At 41.0% G+C, this 20,461-nt stretch carries 17 protein-coding genes; 3 read left to right on the plus strand and 14 right to left on the minus strand.

Annotated elements, in window-relative coordinates; translation table 11 throughout:
* Window positions 1-24 precede the first annotated feature (24 nt).
* Window positions 25-873: a fatty acid metabolism transcriptional regulator FadR gene (fadR, locus tag LRQ06_RS02595; protein WP_232765460.1), complete on the minus strand. Its 849-nt coding sequence runs from the start codon at window positions 871-873 to the stop codon at window positions 25-27.
* A 578-nt stretch (window positions 874-1,451) separates the two neighbouring features.
* Here fadR and nhaB point away from each other — a divergent pair.
* Entirely contained in the window at window positions 1,452-3,047 is a 1,596-nt protein-coding gene (nhaB, locus tag LRQ06_RS02600) for a Na(+)/H(+) antiporter NhaB (protein ID WP_232764881.1), read from the plus strand.
* 75 nt (window positions 3,048-3,122) lie between these two features.
* Window positions 3,123-3,635, plus strand: coding sequence for a disulfide bond formation protein DsbB (gene dsbB, locus LRQ06_RS02605; RefSeq protein ID WP_232764882.1), 513 nt, complete (start codon window positions 3,123-3,125; stop codon window positions 3,633-3,635).
* Window positions 3,636-3,692: 57 nt separating this feature from the next.
* Here the strand turns inward: dsbB and LRQ06_RS02610 are convergent, their stop codons facing one another.
* The 3 genes from LRQ06_RS02610 to cysB form a co-directional block, all read right to left on the minus strand.
* Complete coding sequence (locus LRQ06_RS02610) at window positions 3,693-6,410, minus strand: DNA translocase FtsK 4TM domain-containing protein (protein ID WP_232764883.1); 2,718 nt, start codon at window positions 6,408-6,410, stop codon at window positions 3,693-3,695.
* A gap of 192 nt (window positions 6,411-6,602) precedes the next feature.
* Window positions 6,603-7,097: a leucine-responsive transcriptional regulator Lrp gene (lrp, locus tag LRQ06_RS02615; protein ID WP_232764884.1), complete on the minus strand. Its 495-nt coding sequence runs from the start codon at window positions 7,095-7,097 to the stop codon at window positions 6,603-6,605.
* A gap of 537 nt (window positions 7,098-7,634) precedes the next feature.
* Window positions 7,635-8,609, minus strand: a complete 975-nt coding sequence (gene cysB, locus LRQ06_RS02620) for an HTH-type transcriptional regulator CysB (RefSeq protein WP_232764885.1) — start codon at window positions 8,607-8,609, stop codon at window positions 7,635-7,637.
* A 276-nt stretch (window positions 8,610-8,885) separates the two neighbouring features.
* On the opposite strand from cysB, the gene LRQ06_RS02625 reads away from it, so the two are divergent.
* A complete protein-coding gene (locus tag LRQ06_RS02625; RefSeq protein WP_232764886.1) occupies window positions 8,886-9,653 on the plus strand; it encodes a DNA repair protein in 768 nt (255 codons plus the stop codon).
* 47 nt (window positions 9,654-9,700) lie between these two features.
* Here the strand turns inward: LRQ06_RS02625 and pyrF are convergent, their stop codons facing one another.
* The 10 genes from pyrF to lon form a co-directional block, all read right to left on the minus strand.
* Window positions 9,701-10,399: an orotidine-5'-phosphate decarboxylase gene (gene pyrF, locus LRQ06_RS02630; protein ID WP_232764887.1), complete on the minus strand. Its 699-nt coding sequence runs from the start codon at window positions 10,397-10,399 to the stop codon at window positions 9,701-9,703.
* 54 nt (window positions 10,400-10,453) lie between these two features.
* Entirely contained in the window at window positions 10,454-11,623 is a 1,170-nt protein-coding gene (lapB, locus tag LRQ06_RS02635; RefSeq protein ID WP_232764888.1) for a lipopolysaccharide assembly protein LapB, read from the minus strand.
* Between the two features lie 36 nt (window positions 11,624-11,659).
* On the minus strand, window positions 11,660-11,926 hold the full coding sequence (locus LRQ06_RS02640) for a LapA family protein (RefSeq protein ID WP_232764889.1): 267 nt from the start codon (window positions 11,924-11,926) through the stop codon (window positions 11,660-11,662).
* Window positions 11,927-12,068: 142 nt separating this feature from the next.
* Window positions 12,069-12,371 carry an integration host factor subunit beta gene (gene ihfB / locus LRQ06_RS02645; RefSeq protein WP_308218817.1) on the minus strand — a complete coding sequence of 101 codons (303 nt, stop codon included), beginning with the start codon at window positions 12,369-12,371 and terminating at the stop codon, window positions 12,069-12,071.
* A gap of 68 nt (window positions 12,372-12,439) precedes the next feature.
* On the minus strand, window positions 12,440-14,110 hold the full coding sequence (gene rpsA / locus LRQ06_RS02650) for a 30S ribosomal protein S1 (protein ID WP_232764891.1): 1,671 nt from the start codon (window positions 14,108-14,110) through the stop codon (window positions 12,440-12,442).
* Between the two features lie 107 nt (window positions 14,111-14,217).
* Window positions 14,218-14,901: a (d)CMP kinase gene (gene cmk / locus LRQ06_RS02655; RefSeq protein WP_232764892.1), complete on the minus strand. Its 684-nt coding sequence runs from the start codon at window positions 14,899-14,901 to the stop codon at window positions 14,218-14,220.
* Between the two features lie 192 nt (window positions 14,902-15,093).
* Window positions 15,094-15,414, minus strand: a complete 321-nt coding sequence (locus LRQ06_RS02660) for a ComEA family DNA-binding protein (RefSeq protein ID WP_232764893.1) — start codon at window positions 15,412-15,414, stop codon at window positions 15,094-15,096.
* A 133-nt stretch (window positions 15,415-15,547) separates the two neighbouring features.
* On the minus strand, window positions 15,548-17,407 hold the full coding sequence (ppiD, locus tag LRQ06_RS02665; RefSeq protein ID WP_232764894.1) for a peptidylprolyl isomerase: 1,860 nt from the start codon (window positions 17,405-17,407) through the stop codon (window positions 15,548-15,550).
* A gap of 137 nt (window positions 17,408-17,544) precedes the next feature.
* On the minus strand, window positions 17,545-17,820 hold the full coding sequence (gene hbs, locus LRQ06_RS02670; RefSeq protein WP_232764895.1) for a non-specific DNA-binding protein Hbs: 276 nt from the start codon (window positions 17,818-17,820) through the stop codon (window positions 17,545-17,547).
* A 193-nt stretch (window positions 17,821-18,013) separates the two neighbouring features.
* Window positions 18,014-20,371: an endopeptidase La gene (lon, locus tag LRQ06_RS02675; protein WP_232764896.1), complete on the minus strand. Its 2,358-nt coding sequence runs from the start codon at window positions 20,369-20,371 to the stop codon at window positions 18,014-18,016.
* Window positions 20,372-20,461 lie beyond the last annotated feature (90 nt).

Raw genomic sequence — 20,461 nt, forward strand, 5'->3', positions numbered from 1 at the left:
GGATAATCCCACTTACACTAAGATTTAGTGTTCATCCTCAGTAAAGCTTGTCGGCAAATCAACTTTCATACTTTGCCAGATTAGAGCACTTTCCCGTCCATATTGACGAATCGTCAATGCCAGTTCGTCTTTAATGTCTTTCTTCTTATTCTGACAGATACGTAATAAATTATTATAGAAAACAAGGGCAAGTTCCCGGGCCTGTGGGTTAGAAAAATAGTAATTTCCAACTCGTCCGTATAACTTTTTAAGTCCATTAAAGATCAAACCGTAAATTTGATTACCAGAATGAAATGCAAGACGTTGAAATAGCATATAATCGTAATAATTAAACGTTTTTGCAATCAACGATACCTCCCTTTCCTCTGAATCCTTAGCAAAATCGTCTTTAACCTGTTCTAAAATTTTCTCAGAATAAGGAGATTGTTCAATGAAGTAATCCCAGGAATCTGCTGCCAGAAGAGCCTTACAGGAATCAATGACACGAATAATAACTTCTTCAGATTTTTCCGGATTGGCTTTAAAAGCATACCGCATAAAAATAGGACTAATGTTACTTCTGGCTGCCAGTAAATCCTCTACTATCGTTGTCGCATTATTAGCATCAAGCGTCATCAATGTATCCAGAATGTGAAGCCCTGATGTCTCCATAAACTGATTAACTTTAGTAGGTTTACCATGCTGAATCGTTAACCATCCATCTCTGGCAAGCCTCTGTAATACTTCCCGTAATGTTGTTCTTGTAACGCCAATTAGCTCAGATAACTCTCGTTCGGCAGGGAGAATCGAACCGGGGGGGAATCGACCATTCCAAATGCTTTCAATAATATATTTTTCAGCAAATCCTGCTGGGCTCTTTGCCTTAATAACCATTAAATCGTATTCCAGATAGTCTCTCTGTTTGAATGGCACTCATCATACCACTAGTTTTTCTATATCGTAAACTTGTGAATACAATGTGTCAGATCTCATTTTTGACATTCCGTTCGATTAATATTTCAACAAATAGCGGCCAAAAAATTGATTTAGACCAAAAATGTTTTTCCAGAAACTCAATAAACTCATTAATAGTAACAGGCAAGAACTCTGCTATTTACTGGTTATTTCATGTTAAGTTACGACATTATTATGAATTTTATTAAACAGAGGGGACCATTTTCTTTTCGGTAATAGCGCTAAAAACTTAAAAATAGTTGAAATTTTACGTGCTGAGTTACATTTGTTAGGCTGATACGAATGTTTGTTTCAAACATAATAATAAATGGATCATAAAATGGTCCAATGAAGTCAGTAATCAGCCGACATTTTCAATAGGAATAATTTATGGGTGTAGTGAAAATATTAATACTAACAATGTCACTACCAGCAATGAACAACTTGAATAAGTTTTTAGCTAGAAACCATTAGCAAATACGCTGATGTTTATTCAAGTCAACGAAAGAGTAATAAACATGCCGATCTCTCTGAGAAATGCATTTATCAAAAATTTCCTAGGTAAGGCGCCAGACTGGTATAAACTGGCGATCATCGCTTTTCTTATTATTAACCCAATTATTTTTTATACCATTAGCCCATTCGTTGCCGGATGGTCACTTGTCGTTGAATTCATTTTCACTCTGGCAATGGCTCTGAAATGTTATCCTCTTCAACCCGGAGGTTTACTGGCAATTGAAGCTATTGCCATAGGCATGACTTCAGCAGAGCAGGTTAAGCATGAGCTGGCAAACAATTTAGAAGTTCTGATGCTTCTTATTTTTATGGTTGCCGGTATTTACTTCATGAAACAGCTATTGCTGTTCATTTTCACAAAGATACTCCTCGAAATACGCTCAAAGATAGCTCTGTCTCTAGCATTCTGTATTTCTGCTGCTTTTTTATCTGCTTTCCTGGATGCTTTGACGGTTATCGCTGTCATTATCAGCGTTTCTGTCGGTTTCTATGCTATCTATCACAAAGTGGCGTCTGGTAAAGGGTCATCGTCCAGCCACGACCATACGACTGATGAACACCTATCCGATTTGACAAGAGAAGATTTGGATCAATACCGTGCTTTTTTGCGCTCTTTGCTTATGCATGCCGGTATCGGTACCGCTATCGGCGGCGTCATGACCATGGTTGGGGAACCTCAGAACCTCATTATTGCCGATCAGGCTGGCTGGCATTTTGGTGAATTCATTATTCGTATGTCTCCAGTGACGATTCCCGTTTTCATTTGTGGAATTCTGACCTGTATCATTGTTGAAAAAATGAAATGGTTTGGTTATGGAGCAGAACTGCCACAACGAGTCAGAACCATTCTGGTCGATTATGATAATGAGTCCCGTACAGAACGGACGAATTTGGATGTCGCTAAACTATGGGTTCAGGGTATTATTGCCGTCTGGTTGATCCTTGGTTTGGCTTTCCACCTGGCAGCAGTAGGTCTGATTGGCTTATCCGTTATTATCTTTGCAACATCCTTTACAGGTATCACCGAAGAACATGCTCTGGGAAAAGCCTTTGAAGAAGCGCTGCCATTTACCGCTCTTCTTGCCGTCTTTTTCTCCGTGGTTGCCGTCATTATTGACCAACACCTTTTCAAACCCGTCATTGACGCGGTACTACATGTCGAAAATGCCGATTTACAGTTGGCCCTCTTCTACGTCGCGAACGGAATACTGTCGATGGTTTCTGATAACGTATTCGTTGGCACGGTATACATCAATGAAGTCAAAACAGCTCTGATGGAAGGCATTATTAACCGGCAACAGTTTGACCTGTTGGCTGTCGCTATCAATACCGGGACAAACTTGCCATCCGTTGCAACACCAAATGGCCAGGCCGCATTTTTGTTCCTTCTGACATCCGCGCTGGCACCTTTAATCCGGCTATCTTATGGTCGTATGATTATCATGGCATTACCATACACTTTGGTTCTGACTCTGGTCGGATTAGCTGGAATTATGTTTTTTATCAGTCCGGCAACCCATGCTTTTTATGACCTTGGCTGGTTAACAATACCGACAGGAGACACATTGCAACACACCGCCTCCGCAATAGGGCACTAATATGTGTTGATAAATGAACTTATTCGATATAAAAAGCTCTGAGTAATCAGAGCTTTTTTTTAGGAATAACTTTATATGCTTTCAGTTATTAAACAATTTTCACTAAGTCGCTTTTCCTGGGGGCTGCTGCTTATTTCAGCCGTTTCATTCGAAGTTATCGCATTATATTTTCAGCATATTATGGGACTTAAACCCTGTGTGATGTGTATTTACGAACGAATGGCAATGTGGGGAATCGTCCTTGCAGGCCTGATTGGCTATATTGCACCGAGATGGGGTATTTTCAGGTGGGCCGGGCTATTAGTGTGGCTGGCAGCGTCATTCAAAGGGCTAATGTTAACTTTGCAGCATGTCGAATTTCAAATGCATCCATCTCCTTTTTTCACCTGTGATGTATTTGTCCAGTTCCCTTCCTGGGCTCCTCTTAACAAGTGGGTACCTGCCATGTTTGAGGCCTATGGGGACTGCAGTGATATTGTATGGAAGTTCCTGACGCTCTCTATGCCTCAGTGGTTGGTTGTCGTCTTTGCCGCGAACATTACTCTGTCCGCGATTTTTATTTTAGTGCAATTCGTAAAATCCCGATAAAAGAATAGCCAACAAGATGTTGGCTATTCTTTCAAGTATGAGTTATTCGTTTAGACACTAATTATTATGCCGGTTAGGTTCTGGAGCAAGAACCTCCCGGTTACCATTATGTCCGGGCGCACTGACAATACCCTGAACCTCCAACTGCTCGACAATTCTGGCAGCCCGGTTGTAACCGATTTTAAACCGCCTCTGAACCCCAGAAACAGACCCCCGCCGGCTCTCAACAATATATTCGACAACCTGATCAAATAGTGGGTCCACATCTTCATCTTCTTCCATTTTTTCACCGGGAAGAAGTGCATCCGGCCCCTGATCTCCATTTGTGATTTCACTAATATAATTGGGTTTACCACGCGCTTTCCAGTTATTCACAACGGCATGCACATCATCATCAGAGGCAAATGCACCATGTACCCGAATTGTATGACTGGAGCCGGGAGGAAGATACAACATATCTCCCATCCCTAACAGAGATTCTGCACCACCCTGATCAAGAATGGTTCGCGAGTCCGTTTTTGTAGAAACAGTAAATGCTACCCTTGTCGGAATATTCGCTTTAATCAAACCGGTAATGACATCCACAGAAGGCCTCTGCGTTGCCAGTACCAAATGTATTCCTGCCGCACGGGCTTTTTGCGCTAACCGGGCAATAAGCTCTTCCACTTTCTTACCCACGACCATCATCAAATCTGCAAACTCATCGACAATGACCACTATATAAGGCAGCTTTTCCAATAACGGTGGCTCAGCATCCATACTATCCCCTTCTTTCCAGAGAGGATCATGAATTGGATGACCCGCCTCAGCCGCCATTTTTAATTTTTCATTAAAGCCTTTGACATTACGAACGCCAACAACCGACATCAGTTTATAGCGGCGCTCCATTTCAGCAACACACCAACGTAAAGCATTGGAAGCATCCTTCATATCTGTCACAACTTCTGACAATAAATGAGGAATGCCCTCATATATAGAAAGTTCTAACATTTTAGGATCAATCATGATAAAACGAACGTCTTCAGGCGTTGATTTATACAACATACTTAAAATCATGACATTCACACCAACTGATTTACCAGAACCGGTTGTACCAGCAACCAGTACGTGAGGCATTTTAGCTAAATCGGCGACAACGGCTTCGCCTGCAATGTCTTCCCCCAAAACCACCGTTGTCGGCGATTTGGATTTCACAAACTTCTCACTGCTTATTACATCCGATAAATACACGGTCTGTCGGCTTGTATTCGGTAATTCAAGACCAACATAAGGTTTACCCGGAATTACTTCCACAACCCTAACGGCAGCCGCGGACAACGAACGAGCCAGATCCATGGACAAGCCGGAAATCCGGCTGACTTTCACTCCGGGAGCAAGATCCAGTTCAAACCGGGTAATAACAGGGCCAGGATAAATACCAACCACTTCTGCATGGATTTTGTAGTCCGCCAGTTTGGCTTCAACAAGTCGGGCAATATCTTCAAGAGCCTGCTTATCAATAAAGTTTTCTCTTGTTTCAGGAGAATAAAGAAGCTCCAACGTTGGCATTGGCTCTGTCGGTTTTGGTAAACTCTCCGTTGGTCTGATGAGAAATGGGTTCTGCTGAGCTACACTAGCTTGCTGAGCTTCTTCAACAATATTCTGAAATGCGACAACATCTTTATCTTCTTCGTTGTCGTCAGTCTCATCATCAACATCCGGTAGTGAGGACATTGTCGGATAAGCCTCATCATCAATATCAATTACCGAAGAATCCGGTTCAGTTTCAGTGCCTGTATACTCAGCTACAGAGCTGGCTTCGTCAATATTATTAACTGAAGGTAACTGCTCAGCATAATCATCCTCTTCAATCGCATGTTGTTCCAGCTCTTCAATTGTCACATCAAGCTGTTTAGAACGAGATTCTGTCAGCGCTTCATCAGATTTTGTAAAGTCCGGCATATGAATGCTAAACCGTCTCTGTTCATTCTGCACTTCTGTCTCAAAGCTGCTCGGCAGATCTTCCACTTCCTTTTCGTTCTCTTTCTCAAGCTGCATTGCTGAAGCTTTTTCCGCAATTTTTTCCTCTAACGATAAATCAGCCTGACTAGTATCAATTTGTAAATACAAATCTTCATCCCGCCGACCCCGGATTTTTTTAACCAACAAAGAAACCAGCTTTATTGCCTGTTCACCAAGAGCATCCACAATCTTCAGCCAGGAAATACCTGTTAATAATGTAAAACCAGCCCCCCAGAAAAAAAGTAAAATCAACGTTGATCCCAGTAAGTTAAACGTGGGTAGTGCAAGACTGGTAATGACATCTCCAACAACACCACCAGAAGAAAAATACCAGAGATCATCGAAATTGATATCGGCTAAACCACAGCTGGTCAGTAATAAAATAAACAGACCTAGTAACCGGGTTCCCCAAAGCATAAAGTCTATAAATTCTTCTTCAGACCGACTTCTGAGCAGAATCCATCCACCCAGCACAATTAAAAAAGGCAGAGGATATGCCAGTAATCCAAATGAAAAAAATAAGGTATCGCCAATCCAGGCTCCGATAAACCCACCGGCATTATGAAGCTGTCCCCCCCAGGCAGTCTGAGACCAGGACGGATCTGCCGGACTAAAAGTAAATAAAGAAATAGCAAAGAAGATAGATATTAAGACTGTGAAGATGAAGCCACATTCACGTAACCTTTGAATACCATTAAGGCGAGAGACGTTGTCTGCTTGAGGTTTTGTTTTGATAATCGTATTAACTAACTTATTTTCGTTCTCTTTGAACATAACCAACTTTTACGTTCCTGATTTGGGCTTAGTTTTTATTATTTTATCACTAAGTCGGGTAAAAATAGTCCGAGCGGCTATAGCCGCTCGGAATCATATTTAGAATTTAACCACATTGGTCAGAAAAACCCAATTGGCTTACGTCAGAATCAGGAAAAAGTTCTGCAGCACAAATAAAAAGCGAACCAGCATTTAACGGGTTTTAATTACCAGCTGGTTGGTTTGTTTGACTTCTTCCATGACGACGTAAGTCCGGGTGTCATTCACTCCCGGCAGACGTAATAATGTATCACCCAATAATTTCCGGTATGCACTCATATCGGATACCCGGGTTTTCAACAAATAATCAAAATCTCCCGATACCAAATGACATTCCTGAATATCATCTAACTTTTGCACTGCCGTATTAAATTGTTCAAATACATCAGGCGCGCCACGATTAAGTGTTATTTCAACAAAGACCAATAAAGAAGCGTCTAAATACTGAGGGTTCAGCAATGCTGTATACCCAGTAATATAATTCTGACGCTCTAAACGCCGAACTCGCTCCAGACATGGCGTTGGAGAAAGCCCCACGCGCTTTGATAACTCAACATTAGAAATCCGACCATCTTTCTGTAATTCATTTAAGATATTACGGTCAATACGGTCTAAATCCTTGGACGGCTTTTTATAATTGTCTGCCATTTTATTCCACCTTATTACTATTACTTCCTTGCAAAATCCAATTACAACTTGTTAGTAACATCAGCTCAAGTTACAAGATTATTACTACAGTTATATATTCGTTATCTTATCCAAACATCCAGTGAATACAACCAAAAAAACAAAGGAGTCAGGATGATAATGGGAATAATCCAAAGTAAAACGATGAACAATCACCTCGGGTACATCCGTTAATCCTATCCACTGCAAAACACAAACAAGCGCAAGCAGACAATGATTGTAAAGGTAAAATAACCTTAGGCTGTTGAATGAGCTTACTTAAAAAGGACAGATAATCGTGAATTATCAACATCCATCTCCTGATTTTCCACAAACTAACCAATGAATCAAGAGTAAAGCTATCTAATAGCTACAGAAACTGTAACAGATAATATGGGTAACTTACCACTATTAGCAATAATGTTATTAATTTATAGCAGAAAACTCTATTTGACCAGACATTTACACCGGAGAAAAATAGGAAAATAGATCACTAGGGCCGGTCTATATGCCATATGCCTATCGCAAAGGCAAAACAATATCATTGAACATTTCTTCTATTTCAGTCCCGGATTTTAGAGACATCGCTTCTTCTATAACAGCCTTTGTCAGATGAGGTGCAAATTTCTCTATAAAATCATACATATAAGACCTTAAAAAAATGCCTCTCCGAAAACCTATACAAGTTGTACTGGAACCAAAAATATGACTGGCATCTATCACTACCAATTCCTTATCAGCAAGCGGATCCACTGCCATACTGGAGATAACACCGACTCCCATACCAAGTTTAACATAGGTTTTAATAACATCGGCATCTGTTGCTGTAAAAGCGACCCGTGGATTCAATCCAACTTGCCTAAACGCTTTCTCCAACTCAGACCGGCCGGTAAATCCAAATACATAAGTAACTAACGGATAAGATGCCAAATCTTCTATGGTTATTTTTCCCCTAAGGGTCAACGGATGACCATGAGGAACAACAATGGATCGATTCCAATGATAGCAGGGTAACATAACAGCATCCTGATACAGATGGAGGTCTTCCGTTGCAATCGCAAAATCAGCAATGCCTTTTGATACTGCTTCAGACATCTGCTTAGGGGTACCCTGATACATATGAAGCGACACTTTTGGGTAGCGTTCCGTAAAGCTTTTAATCGTCTGGGGCAACGCATATCTGGCTTGAGTATGTGTTGTTGATATTGATAATTTTCCCACTTCCGGATGAATATGTTCTTCAGCTACCGATTTAATACTTTCCGTGCGGGTCAGCACATCATGTGCAATATTCACAATATCTTGTCCCGCTTCGGTTAACTGGGTCAAATGCTTACCGCTTCGCTCAAAAATCTGCACACCTAATTCATCCTCCAGCATTCTAATCTGTTTGCTTATTCCTGGCTGAGACGTATATAAACTATCGGCAGTTGCAGAGACATTTAAACGATGATTGACTACCTCAACCACGTATCGTAACTGCTGTAATTTCATTATTTACCTCATTTGCTAATTGGCATTAGTAAGATAGCTTCAGATGAATTATCATGTATTACTTATAAAACCTAGTAATGCTTAATCAAAGCCCCAAAGTCGCCAAGTTGTGAAGGTTATTTAACTTTAGATGGTTTTTTTGCATTTAAATGTCGTTTTGTCGTGAAACTATGCCACAATCAGTTTTAGTTTTACTTTGATTTTTATTAGTTTATTGAAAATGGTCATGTGTACAATGTACATAATGAATTCAGTTAGGATTTAGATATTGTTGATATGAATATTGGGTTAATAATTGCGTTAATAGCCATACTCCTTGTTTTAGTACTGGGCTACAATATAATGCTGCAGTCTAAAGCAAAATCAGACGCAGCAAAAAAACAAGAAATCGCCAAATATGTTGCTATCATTGATGCAACAGAAGACCTAATCGGAAATGCTCATCATATTCCGTTTAGCAAAAGTCTGTTAGTCTGCTTAAATACCCGAATACTTGACGCATTACAAAATATGTATTCTCTTGACCCCAAAAATAAATCTCTGACCCAACGAATTGAAGATGTGTCCAATCAGGTTGCCTCTCTAAAAAAAGCGAGCGACAACGAAAGCACAACGTTCAAGTCACCGACCAATGATAAACAAGCGATTGTGATGCTAAAATTGGTCAAGCGACTCAGAGATACCATCAGAAGCGAACACAACAAAGGCCGCTTTGAGACCCAGAGTTATGTTGCCGAAAATGCCCGACTGGAAGGTATTCAGATTCGGATTAACATAGAGAATGTCATTAAACGTGCTAACGAATCTATCAGTAAAGGACAACCGGGAACGGCAATTCAGCTACTAAAAAGAGGCATCGAAGTGTTAAGCAGTAAAAACGACGCTTATTCAAATCAGGCTCGGGGGAAACTCCAAGAAATGTTCGATGACCTAGAGAAGAAAAGACAAGCGAAAGCTGAAGGCGATCAAAAAGAGCACATTAAAGCCGAAAATGAAAGGGACAGCGATATGGAAGCGCTCTTTGGCGAGAAGAAAAAATGGTAAATTGCTGTTAGGATTAAGTAACCGCATCTGAAAATGCGGTTACTTTATTAATCTTGCAGAGACTGATTAATACGTTTAAGTACTGCTTCAGGGTCCGAAGCCTGAGTAATTGGACGACCTATAACTAAATAATCAGCACCAGCCTTTACGGCTTCAATTGGCGTCATAATCCTCCTCTGATCCCCTGCATCTGAACCTGCCGGGCGAATCCCTGGAGTAATGAGTTTGAATTCTTTGCCCAACATTTCTTTTAATATTGTTGCCTCCTGAGCAGAACACACCACGCCATCCAACCCGGAATCTTTTGTCAGAGAAGCCAATTTTTTCACCTGATTTTGGGGTTCATCATCAATACCAATACCTGATAAATCCGTTTTTTCCATACTGGTTAAAACTGTCACACCAATTAAGACTGGTTTACTATCACCATAAGGCTCAAGGATTTCTCTCGCAGCCTGCATCATACGTGAGCCGCCACTGGCGTGCACATTCACCATCCAGACGCCAAGCTCTGCAGCAGCTTTTACCGCTTTAGCGCATGTATTTGGAATGTCATGAAACTTAAGATCCAGAAATACTTCAAACCCCCGATGATGAAGAGAACGGACAAATTCAGGACCAAACAGAGTAAACATCTCTTTTCCAACTTTCAAACGGCATGAGGATGGCTCGATACGATCAACAAATGCCAATGCTTCTTCCTGATTATCGTAGTCCAGCGCAACGATCACTTTTGGGTCGTTCATTATTACTCCTGATAAATCCCAAATTTTTAATAAACTAATAATTTTCTGTCATTATTATTCGCCATCAAGCCCTCTGATGGGTTTAATCGTTCCCCACCCTTTACAGGAAGGACAATGCCAATAAAGCGAATGAGTAGAAAAACCACACTGCCTGCAACGATAGTGAGGTTTTACTTTTAACTGTTCACCAACCAAAACCTGAAGGGCGGTTAAACTTTCCTTTGCCTGCCCGTCTTCTGCTTCTGATAAGTGATAATCCATTAACCGATAAAAGCCTTTCATTGTTGGGTTTTTTATCAGCTGCCGGGTCATAAGCTCCAAAGCTTCTCCTGTATTTTCATGCTTTGCAACCATATTGGAAAGCATCAACTCGGCGGTAGCACCCGCTTTGTGCTGAATGCATTCTCTTAAAAAATCGACCAGTTCCTGCTCCTGTCCCAGATGATAGTAACAATCGGCCAACGTCGGCAGAACTTCTGATATAAAATCAACATCCTGTTGTAAAACGGCTGTCAAATATTTGATTGTTTGCTTATAGTCCGATTTTTCCAAATACAGTTTACCTAACTCAATACTTGCCCTGACACAGGCATTGTCTTCAGACAGTGCTTTCTTATACAAATTAATTGCGCGACTTTCTTCCCTAACAGAATTAGCATCGGCAGCCAGTTCACAGTAGAAATGAGCGATAGTAGAACGCATTTTTTTCTTGCCCAGACGAACCAAAGACTGAGCACATTCGATGGCTTTTGTCCATTCTCTGGTTTGCTGGTAAATAATAACAAGTTGCGTTAAGGCAGATTCTCTTAAGTCAGGCTCATCCATCAGTTGTTCAAAAATTTTTTCGGCCCGATCCAGAAAACCGGCAACCATATAATCTTTCGCTAACTGCTGCAGAGCTAAGCATTTTTGTTCTACGCTCTGACCTGTCCGGGATATAAGGTTTTGGTGAATCCGAATGGCCCGATCAACTTCGCCACGGGAACGAAACAGATTCCCCAAAGCAAGATGAGTATCAATGGTTTCGTTATCGACCTGGAGTAACTCAATGAAATGGTCAACAGCCTTATCAGATTGATCCGAAAGCAGCATATTTAAACCAGCCACGTATTGACGCGACAGTTGATGAGACTGCTTTTGTTTATCCTGTTGTGCACTTCTGTTCCCCATGTACCAACCATATGCGGCTGCAATAGGTAACAACAGGAATAAAATTTCTAACATTAACTAATTGACCTAGTAGACGACTGACTCTTCTATTTATGCTTTAGCAACGGTAGTACTTTCATATTGCTTTAGTTTTTTTGTCAAACGGCGAGCTTTAAGATTCGCTTTTATGTGCAAACTACCAAAGATAAGCCACGATATAACAAATCCTAAAACAAACACGCTTCCTAATAACCAAGCCAGATGAAACTCACCCTTTGCTATTAGATAATTAAATTCAACAGACACCTGGTTTTGGGCTCCAAGTGCTAAAGCGATAACGAATAAAATCAATAGGAGAATAATTTTTATTGCTTTCATGTGTAGAAAACCCTTGTAGTTATTGGCTCCATTGATTATGCAGTAAAATAACGTTCGAAACCATGCTTAAAATTAAATAATGTATAGCTAAAAAGGCGGCAATCAAATTAGATTAGCCGCCTTTTTAAAAACCAATAAGACATTAAATTTCGCTATTTACACGTTCCCGTAATTCTTTTCCAGGTTTAAAATGAGGAACATACTTACCTTCAAGCTCCACCTTTTCACCTGTTTTTGGGTTACGTCCAACACGAGGCTCACGAAAATGCAAAGAGAAACTACCAAAACCACGAATCTCTATTCTGTCTCCACTTTCTAAAGAAGAAGCCATATGTTCAAGAATATCTTTCACTGCATCTTCGATCTCTTTTGCTGACAGATGAGTCTGCTCAGCACACAATCTCTCGATTAGTTCGGATTTAGTCATAGTTTCCCTCTCATCAATTAAAATATCGATATTGGTATCTCCGCGAAAAAAAAGGAGCCTGACGGCTCCCTTTCCAGCGATTGTAATTACTCGCCTTTAGCAGCCTTGAATGCATCAGCCATAGCATTACCGAACGCGCCTTCATCTTGCTTGTTCAGCGAAGCCATTGCTTCTTGCTCTTCAGCTTCATCCTTAGCTTTAATTGATAGGTTGATTACGCGATTCTTACGGTCAACACCAGTAAATTTCGCTTCAACTTTATCACCTTCACTCAGGATCAGAGATGCGTCTTCAACACGGTCACGAGATACTTCAGATGCACGAATGTAACCTTCAACACCATCTACTAGTTCAATTGTAGCACCTTTCGCATCAACTGCAGTAACAGTACCGTTAACTAGAGCACCTTTTTTGTTATCAGCAACATATGCATTGAATGGGTCGTTTTCCATTTGCTTAACGCCAAGAGAAATACGCTCACGCTCTGCATCAACAGCAAGAACAACAGCAGAGATTTCGTCGCCTTTCTTGTATTCACGAACCGCTTCTTCTCCAGGTACATTCCAAGAGATATCAGATAAGTGAACAAGACCGTCGATTCCACCTTCAAGGCCGATGAAGATACCGAAGTCAGTAATAGACTTGATCTTACCTGTTACTTTATCGCCTTTCGCTTGCGCTTCAGCGAATTCTTGCCATGGGTTAGCTTTACACTGTTTCAGACCCAGAGAAATACGACGACGTTCTTCGTCAATATCAAGAACCATAACCTCAACTTCGTCGCCAACATTAACAACTTTAGATGGGTGGATGTTCTTGTTAGTCCAATCCATTTCTGAAACGTGAACAAGACCTTCAACACCTTCTTCGATTTCAACGAAGCAGCCGTAGTCAGTCAGGTTAGTTACACGACCTGTTAGTTTGTGACCTTCAGGGTAACGTTTAGCAATAGCTACCCATGGATCTTCACCCAACTGTTTCAGACCCAGAGATACACGAGTACGCTCACGGTCGAATTTAAGAACTTTAACCAGGATTTCATCACCAACGTTAACGATCTCAGATGGATGTTTAACACGTTTCCAAGCCATATCAGGGATGTGCAGAAGACCATCAACACCACCAAGATCAACGAACGCACCATAATCAGTAAGGTTCTTAACGATACCTTTAACTTCAGTACCTTCTTGTAGTGTTTCAAGAAGCTCATCACGTTCAACACTGTTTTCAGACTCGATAACTGCACGACGAGAAACAACAACGTTGTTACGTTTTTGGTCTAGCTTGATAACTTTGAACTCTAGCTCTTTGTTTTCCAGATGAGCTGTATCACGGATAGGACGTACGTCTACCAGAGAACCAGGAAGGAATGCACGGATACCGTTTAGTTCAACAGTGAAACCGCCTTTAACTTTACCATTGATGATACCAACAACAGTTTCAGCTTCCTCGTATGCTTTCTCAAGAACGATCCAAGCTTCGTGACGTTTTGCTTTCTCACGAGAAAGCTGAGTTTCACCAAAACCGTCTTCTACTGCGTCTAACGCTACGTCTACTTCAGAACCAACTTCAACTTCAAGTTCGCCTGCAGCGTTCTTGAACTGCTCAGCAGGGATTGCAGATTCAGATTTTAGACCAGCGTCAACAAGAACAAAGCCGTTCTCGATTGCAACTACAGTACCTTTAACAATAGTACCAGCCTGGAATTCAGTCTCATTTAGAAACTCTTCAAAGAGTTGAGCAAAAGATTCAGTCATTTAATTAATCTTCACAATATATATAAACAACCACGGGCATCCTACCACGTGGGGTTATGAATTTCGCCAGCCATCATCCTTGCGGCTAACGCTCCAAACTTACAGGTTCACTTACCGGCAAGCCTTGATTTCGTATATTTTAGCGCACTTTCAAGAACTTCGTCGATTGATAGATGTGTCGAATCTAAGACAAGCGCATCTTGAGCTGGTCTTAGCGGCGCCACAGGACGATTTCGGTCCCGATCATCTCGTTCTTGTATTTCGCTTAAAAGGTCGTCAAAGGTAACATCTAACCCTTTATTTTGCAACTGTTTGAGACGACGGATTGCCCTTTCTTCAGCACTGGCATCCAGAAAAATTTTTACCTGAGCTTCAGGGAAAACAACCGTTCCCATATCCCGTCCATCTGCGACCAGTCCTTTTTCTTTGGCAAAGGAACGTTGACGGCGTAGCAACGCTTCTCTCACTCTTGGAAGCGCAGCAACTTTTGACGCGGCCATTCCCGTTTTTTCTTTTCTTAGTTCCAGTGAAACGTCTTCACCTTCTAAGATAACTCTGACCAACTCACCTTCTGCGATAAATTCGACATCCAAATGTGTTGCCAATGGAACCAAAGCATCTTCAGATTCAATATCGACACCATGATGTAATGCCGCTAATGCTAAAACCCGATAAAGCGCACCAGAATCAAGCAACTGGAAATCCAGTTGCTTAGCTAATAACATACAAAGGGTACCTTTACCGGCACCACTAGGTCCATCTACTGTAACAACAGGTGTACTCGAGGACATTTCTCGCTCCACTTTTTGATTTTTCGAAAATCATTTCCGACAAGATTCAACGCTGAATTATAATCGCATAAGGACAATTGAACCACTTGATATTAAGCGAAGGGGGAATTTAAGACAGGGTAATAACAGAAATTGAACATCACGCTCAATTTCTGCAAAAATAAATGAGATCAGACTGTTATCACTGATCTTTTACAATAAAATCCGGCCCTTATTCTTTTCTAATATCGCTTTACCAATCCCTTTCACCTTTGTTAGCTCTTCAGCAGATGAAAAAGCACCATTTATATTTCTATAATCAACTATAGCTTTGGCTTTTGCCTGACCGATACCTTTTAACTTATCGGACATTTCTTCTGCACTCGCCTTATTAATATTGACACTTTCAATACTTTTCTGAACAGACTCTGATTTAGAAATGGATTCACTTTTTACCGGTGATTCAGTCGCCTGGACCGACACCGCTGTGAATAGTGAGAAAAGAACCATTACAATCAATTTTTTCAAAGACATGAAATACCTCCTATAACAATTGGACAGAGGTATTAAACAGGATCGAAGCTAAAAAAAACTAATGTGATACAGAAAAGACAACGGACCGTAAAAACGGCCCGCAGGAATAAACAGTACTATTTCAGAAAACTGCTTACTTTGTCGCAATATAAGACTCTATTTTAGCATTACTACGTAAAACGCTAAGAATGCCAGATAAGTCCTGTTGCTGATTTAGTCTGTTTAGTTGAATCCTGACCTGATGAACCAGGCTTTCCTGAGGATGAGATTCAACTTTGCTCAATTCGACAATAACAACATCGCCTTTTTGATCAGAAGTCTGACGGTATATGACTTTATTTTTCTCTGGTTTTTTCATTTCAAAAACTGCATTAGCCAGAGGTGAATTTCTATCCACAACTTCTTTAGCACTAAAATCGAGATTATTTCCTTTGAGAACTGATGTATCTCCTTTGCTAAGTGATTTTATCACTTTCTCTGCCAGAGCTTTCGCCTGATCCTGTGCTTTATCCTGTGCTAATTTAGTTTTCACGCTATCCTTGACGTCACCAAGTGGTAAAACCGCTTCAGGGCGAACATCGTCCACACGAACAACCACAACATCTTCCGGTGCAACCTCAATAACAGATGAGTTCAACCCTTCACTTTTCACTTCATCGTGATTGATTGCCTCTTTCACAGAAGCCGACGATAAAATTTTTGGCAGATTGTCCAAAGAAACGTAATCGGTATGAATCACCTTACCATGAATTTTTTCAGCGGATGGGTCAAGAGAGTCCGGACTTTCAAACGCTACCTTTTCCAGCTCATTCTGCAAAGAGTAGAACTTATCAACCGCTTTTTCCTGTTTAATACTCTCAACGACTTCGTCTTTGACCTGTGCAAACGGTTTTGCCTGGGCCTTTTTAAGCGCATCCAGTTTGATAATATGATAGCCAAAACTGGATTTCACTAAGCCTGTCATATCACCAACGTGTTTCAAACTAAACGCACCTTTCTCAAAAGCCGGGTCCATAACCCCTTTTTCGATCCAACCCAGATTACCACCTTTGCTGGCGCTGGCAGGATCCTGAGAGCGTTTTTTTGCGACATCCGCAAAGTTCGCACCATCCTGAATTTCTTTCAGTACAGCTTCTGCTGTTTTCTTATCATCACCTTTGATAAGAATATGGCTTACTTCACGCTGATCTTTTGTTGAGTACTGATCAAGATGCTGTTGATAATAATCTTTGGCAGTTTTATCGCTAACAGCAATACTATTTTTTAATTTGGCCGCAGAAAGCTCAATGTAAGACAGTTTTAACTGTTCAGGACGGGTAAAGTCCTCTTTATGCTGGTTATAAAACGTCTTAATTTCATCCTCATTCAACACCACTTTTTTCGCAAATTCGTTTACATCCAATGTAATCGTCCTAATCGTTCTCTTCTGGGCAATTAACGCCGCCTGCGACTCAGATTCATTTTTCAATGCAAACTCACTACGCTGAACCGCTTGTAACAGCTGATCACGCAGCAAGTTATTACGGATATAGGATGCAAAAGAGTCTGGTGTAAAACCGGCTCTCGCTAGTGCATTTTTATAAATATCTTGATCAAACTTACCTTTTGACTGAAATTGAGGGATATCCAGTATCTCCTTGCTTACCTGAGCATCACTGACCCTCAACCCGAGAGAATTAGCATGTTGTTCTATCAGAACGTCGTTAATCATTCGGTTTAATACAGACTGACGTAACGAAGCGACGTAACCGGGATCGGCAAGACGGTTCGAAAAATAATCTCCAAGCTGAGTTTGCATACGATTTCTTTCATTTTGGTATGCTTGCTCAAATTCAGTTCGACTGATTTTTACCCCACCCACTTTTGCCGCTGCGTTATTACTACCACTGACTAAGTAACTACTTACACCAGCAAACACAAACGACAGGATAATGATTCCCAAGATAATTTTTATCGCGATGCTATTAGCGCCCTCGCGTAACCGATCCATCATAATTTGACTACTCTCCGAACTGAAAGCGATATTAAAGTGATTAAGGTAAAGGATAATAACAGAAAAAAGAAATGCGCATCACCAAGATGCGCATTTTTTCAAATGGTTCGATATAAATTTATCCAATTTTTAGCGAATTATTGATTACATGCATCTTTCAACGCTTTACCAGCTTTGAATGCAGGTACTTTTGCTTCCGCAATTTGAATCTCTTCACCCGTTTTGGGATTACGCCCGGTACGAGCAGCTCTGGTACGTACACTAAAAGTACCGAAACCAACAAGCGCAACCTGATCATCAGCCTGAAGTGCACCACCAACAGCTTCAATAAATGCATCAAGAGCTCGGCCAGCTGAAGCTTTAGAAATATCTGCATTTTCTGCAATTTGTTCTACTAATTGTGTTTTATTCACTGTTATACCCCTTTGGCAACCTGTTATTATTTTTTAAGGTGCCTAATAGTTCCATTAATGTATTAAATATGAGCTCAAAGCCTGCCATAACAAGCTTTCAACCGCAGTCGCTAAAGTTAGCGTCCAAAAAAAACGCTGACAAGCCTTTTTCGACTAATCAGCGTAAAGTTTTGGTTATTTTTGCTGTAAATCACTATTTTTGAGATGCAAACTCAATTCCTGATGGATCTCTCTCCAGCGCTATTTTCAAAACGTCGTCAATCCATTGAACCGGTATCACATCCAGGTCAGCGATAACATTCTGAGGGATCTCTTCTAAATCTCTCTCATTATCTTTTGGTATCAATACCGTTTTTACGCCACCACGATGAGCAGCAAGTAATTTTTCTTTCAGTCCACCAATCGGTAATACTTCACCACGAAGCGTAATTTCACCGGTCATAGCCACTTCAGCTTTAACCGGATTTCCTGTCAGGCTAGAAACTAAAGCCGTACACATCGCAATACCGGCACTTGGTCCATCTTTCGGAGTGGCACCTTCCGGTACGTGAACGTGTATATCACGTTTTTCGTGGAAATCTTCATTAATACCAAGTTTTCCGGCACGGGAACGAACCACCGTCATTGCAGCCTGAATAGACTCTTGCATGACATCACCTAATGAGCCCGTCTGAATGAGCTTACCTTTACCAAACATGGACTGAGTTTCAATCGTCAGTAAATCACCACCGACTTCTGTCCAGGCCAGACCGGTAACCTGACCAATACGATTACTGTCTTCAGCTTTACCATAATCAAAACGCTGAACACCAAGAAATTCTTTCAGATTATCCTGATTTATCACAACAACCTGATTTTCTTTACCTTTATTAAGCAGGATTTTCTTCACTGCTTTACGGCACATTTTAGAAATTTCCCGTTCCAATCCACGAACACCAGCTTCCCTTGTGTAATAACGGATAATGCCGACTATCGCAGAATCTTCAATTTCAATTTCAGACTCTTTTAATCCATTACGCTTAATTTGTTTTGTCACAAGATGTCGTTTGGCTATATTCAGTTTTTCATCTTCGGTATACCCAGACAAACGAATCACTTCCATACGGTCAAGAAGCGGACCAGGTATATTCATCGAATTTGATGTCGCTACAAACATCACATCGGATAAATCATAGTCAACTTCCAGATAATGGTCGTTAAATGAATTATTCTGCTCAGGGTCAAGAACCTCCAACAATGCGGATGCCGGATCGCCTCTCATATCCGATGACATCTTATCGATCTCATCCAGCAGGAATAATGGGTTTTTCACCCCGACTTTAGACATTTTCTGGATAAGCTTACCAGGCATGGAACCTATATAAGTTCGTCTGTGACCACGGATTTCAGCTTCGTCACGTACCCCACCCAATGCCATACGGGTGTATTGTCGCCCCGTAGCAGCGGCGATAGAACGACCCAGTGATGTCTTACCAACCCCTGGGGGACCAACTAAACACAAAATAGGCCCTTTTAGTTTACTGATCCGGGTTTGAACCGCGAGATATTCCAAAATACGCTCTTTAACCCGCTCAAGGCCATAGTGATCGGCATTTAGAATATCCTCAGCCTTAGTCAAATCTTTTTTAACTTTAGACCGTTTGTACCATGGCACATTAACCATCCAGTCAATATATCCACGAACAACCGTCGCTTCCGCTGACATCGGCGACATCATTTTCAGCTTTTGCAATTCCTGCTCGGTCTTTTCTTTCGCTTCTTTAGGCATCTTAGAAGCTTCAATCTTCTGTTTTAACGCTTCAAATTCATCAGGTGCATCATCCATCTCACCCAATTCTTTCTGAATCGCTTTCATCTGTTCATTCAGATAGTACTCGCGTTGAGACTTTTCCATCTGTTTTTTAACACGATTACGAATGCGTTTTTCAACTTGCAGCAGATCAATCTCAGATTCCATCTGACCCATCAGAAACTCTAAACGTTCAGTAACATCAGTAATTTCCAATACTTTCTGCTTATCGACCAATTTGAGTGGCATGTGAGCTGCAATCGTGTCCGCCAGACGGGCAGCTTCGTCGATCCCATTTAAAGAAGTCAAAACTTCTGGAGGGATCTTTTTATTAAGCTTGATAAACCCTTCAAACTGACTGATGGCGCTGCGAACAATAACTTCCTGTTCCTTTTCATCCAACTCGGGAGTAACAAGATACTGTGCATTTGCAAGGAAGAAATCATTTTCAATAAACGATTCAATTTTGGCGCGCTGTTGACCCTCTACTAATACTTTTACGGTGCCATCCGGTAATTTCAGTAGCTGTAAGATAGTAGCAATCGTACCCACATCGTATAAATCGTCCATTATGGGTTCATCTGTATCAGCCTGCTTCTGAGCGACTAATAAGATTTGTTTATTTTCTTCCATCGCCGCCTCAAGGCATTGAATGGATTTTTCTCTACCTACAAACAACGGAATAACCATGTGTGGGTAAACCACTACATCGCGCAAAGGTAATACGGGAATCTCTATACGCTCGGAACGTTCCAAGTTCATATGCTTCTCTCATCCGCTTTAAGTATATATCGAAGTATATGGGGGCTAACTAACTGGATTCAATGAAAGAATGAAAAAAGGAGGAAATTA

The sequence above is a fragment of the Vibrio salinus genome (genome assembly GCF_021272385.1).
In the GTDB taxonomy this organism is placed as follows: Bacteria; Pseudomonadota; Gammaproteobacteria; order Enterobacterales; family Vibrionaceae; genus Vibrio; species Vibrio salinus.

Coding starts and splice junctions, on each gene's coding strand:
- dsbB (WP_232764882.1), top strand. CDS start 3,123: ATGCTTTCAGTTATTAAACAATTTTCACTAAGTCGCTTTTCCTGGGGG.
- LRQ06_RS02610 (WP_232764883.1), bottom strand. CDS start 6,410: ATGTTCAAAGAGAACGAAAATAAGTTAGTTAATACGATTATCAAAACA.
- ppiD (WP_232764894.1), bottom strand. CDS start 17,407: ATGATGGATCGGTTACGCGAGGGCGCTAATAGCATCGCGATAAAAATT.
- nhaB (WP_232764881.1), top strand. CDS start 1,452: ATGCCGATCTCTCTGAGAAATGCATTTATCAAAAATTTCCTAGGTAAG.
- fadR (WP_232765460.1), bottom strand. CDS start 873: ATGGTTATTAAGGCAAAGAGCCCAGCAGGATTTGCTGAAAAATATATT.
- cmk (WP_232764892.1), bottom strand. CDS start 14,901: ATGTCCTCGAGTACACCTGTTGTTACAGTAGATGGACCTAGTGGTGCC.
- lrp (WP_232764884.1), bottom strand. CDS start 7,097: ATGGCAGACAATTATAAAAAGCCGTCCAAGGATTTAGACCGTATTGAC.
- lapB (WP_232764888.1), bottom strand. CDS start 11,623: ATGTTAGAAATTTTATTCCTGTTGTTACCTATTGCAGCCGCATATGGT.
- LRQ06_RS02640 (WP_232764889.1), bottom strand. CDS start 11,926: ATGAAAGCAATAAAAATTATTCTCCTATTGATTTTATTCGTTATCGCT.
- rpsA (WP_232764891.1), bottom strand. CDS start 14,110: ATGACTGAATCTTTTGCTCAACTCTTTGAAGAGTTTCTAAATGAGACT.
- pyrF (WP_232764887.1), bottom strand. CDS start 10,399: ATGAACGACCCAAAAGTGATCGTTGCGCTGGACTACGATAATCAGGAA.
- LRQ06_RS02660 (WP_232764893.1), bottom strand. CDS start 15,414: ATGTCTTTGAAAAAATTGATTGTAATGGTTCTTTTCTCACTATTCACA.
- cysB (WP_232764885.1), bottom strand. CDS start 8,609: ATGAAATTACAGCAGTTACGATACGTGGTTGAGGTAGTCAATCATCGT.
- LRQ06_RS02625 (WP_232764886.1), top strand. CDS start 8,886: ATGAATATTGGGTTAATAATTGCGTTAATAGCCATACTCCTTGTTTTA.
- lon (WP_232764896.1), bottom strand. CDS start 20,371: ATGAACTTGGAACGTTCCGAGCGTATAGAGATTCCCGTATTACCTTTG.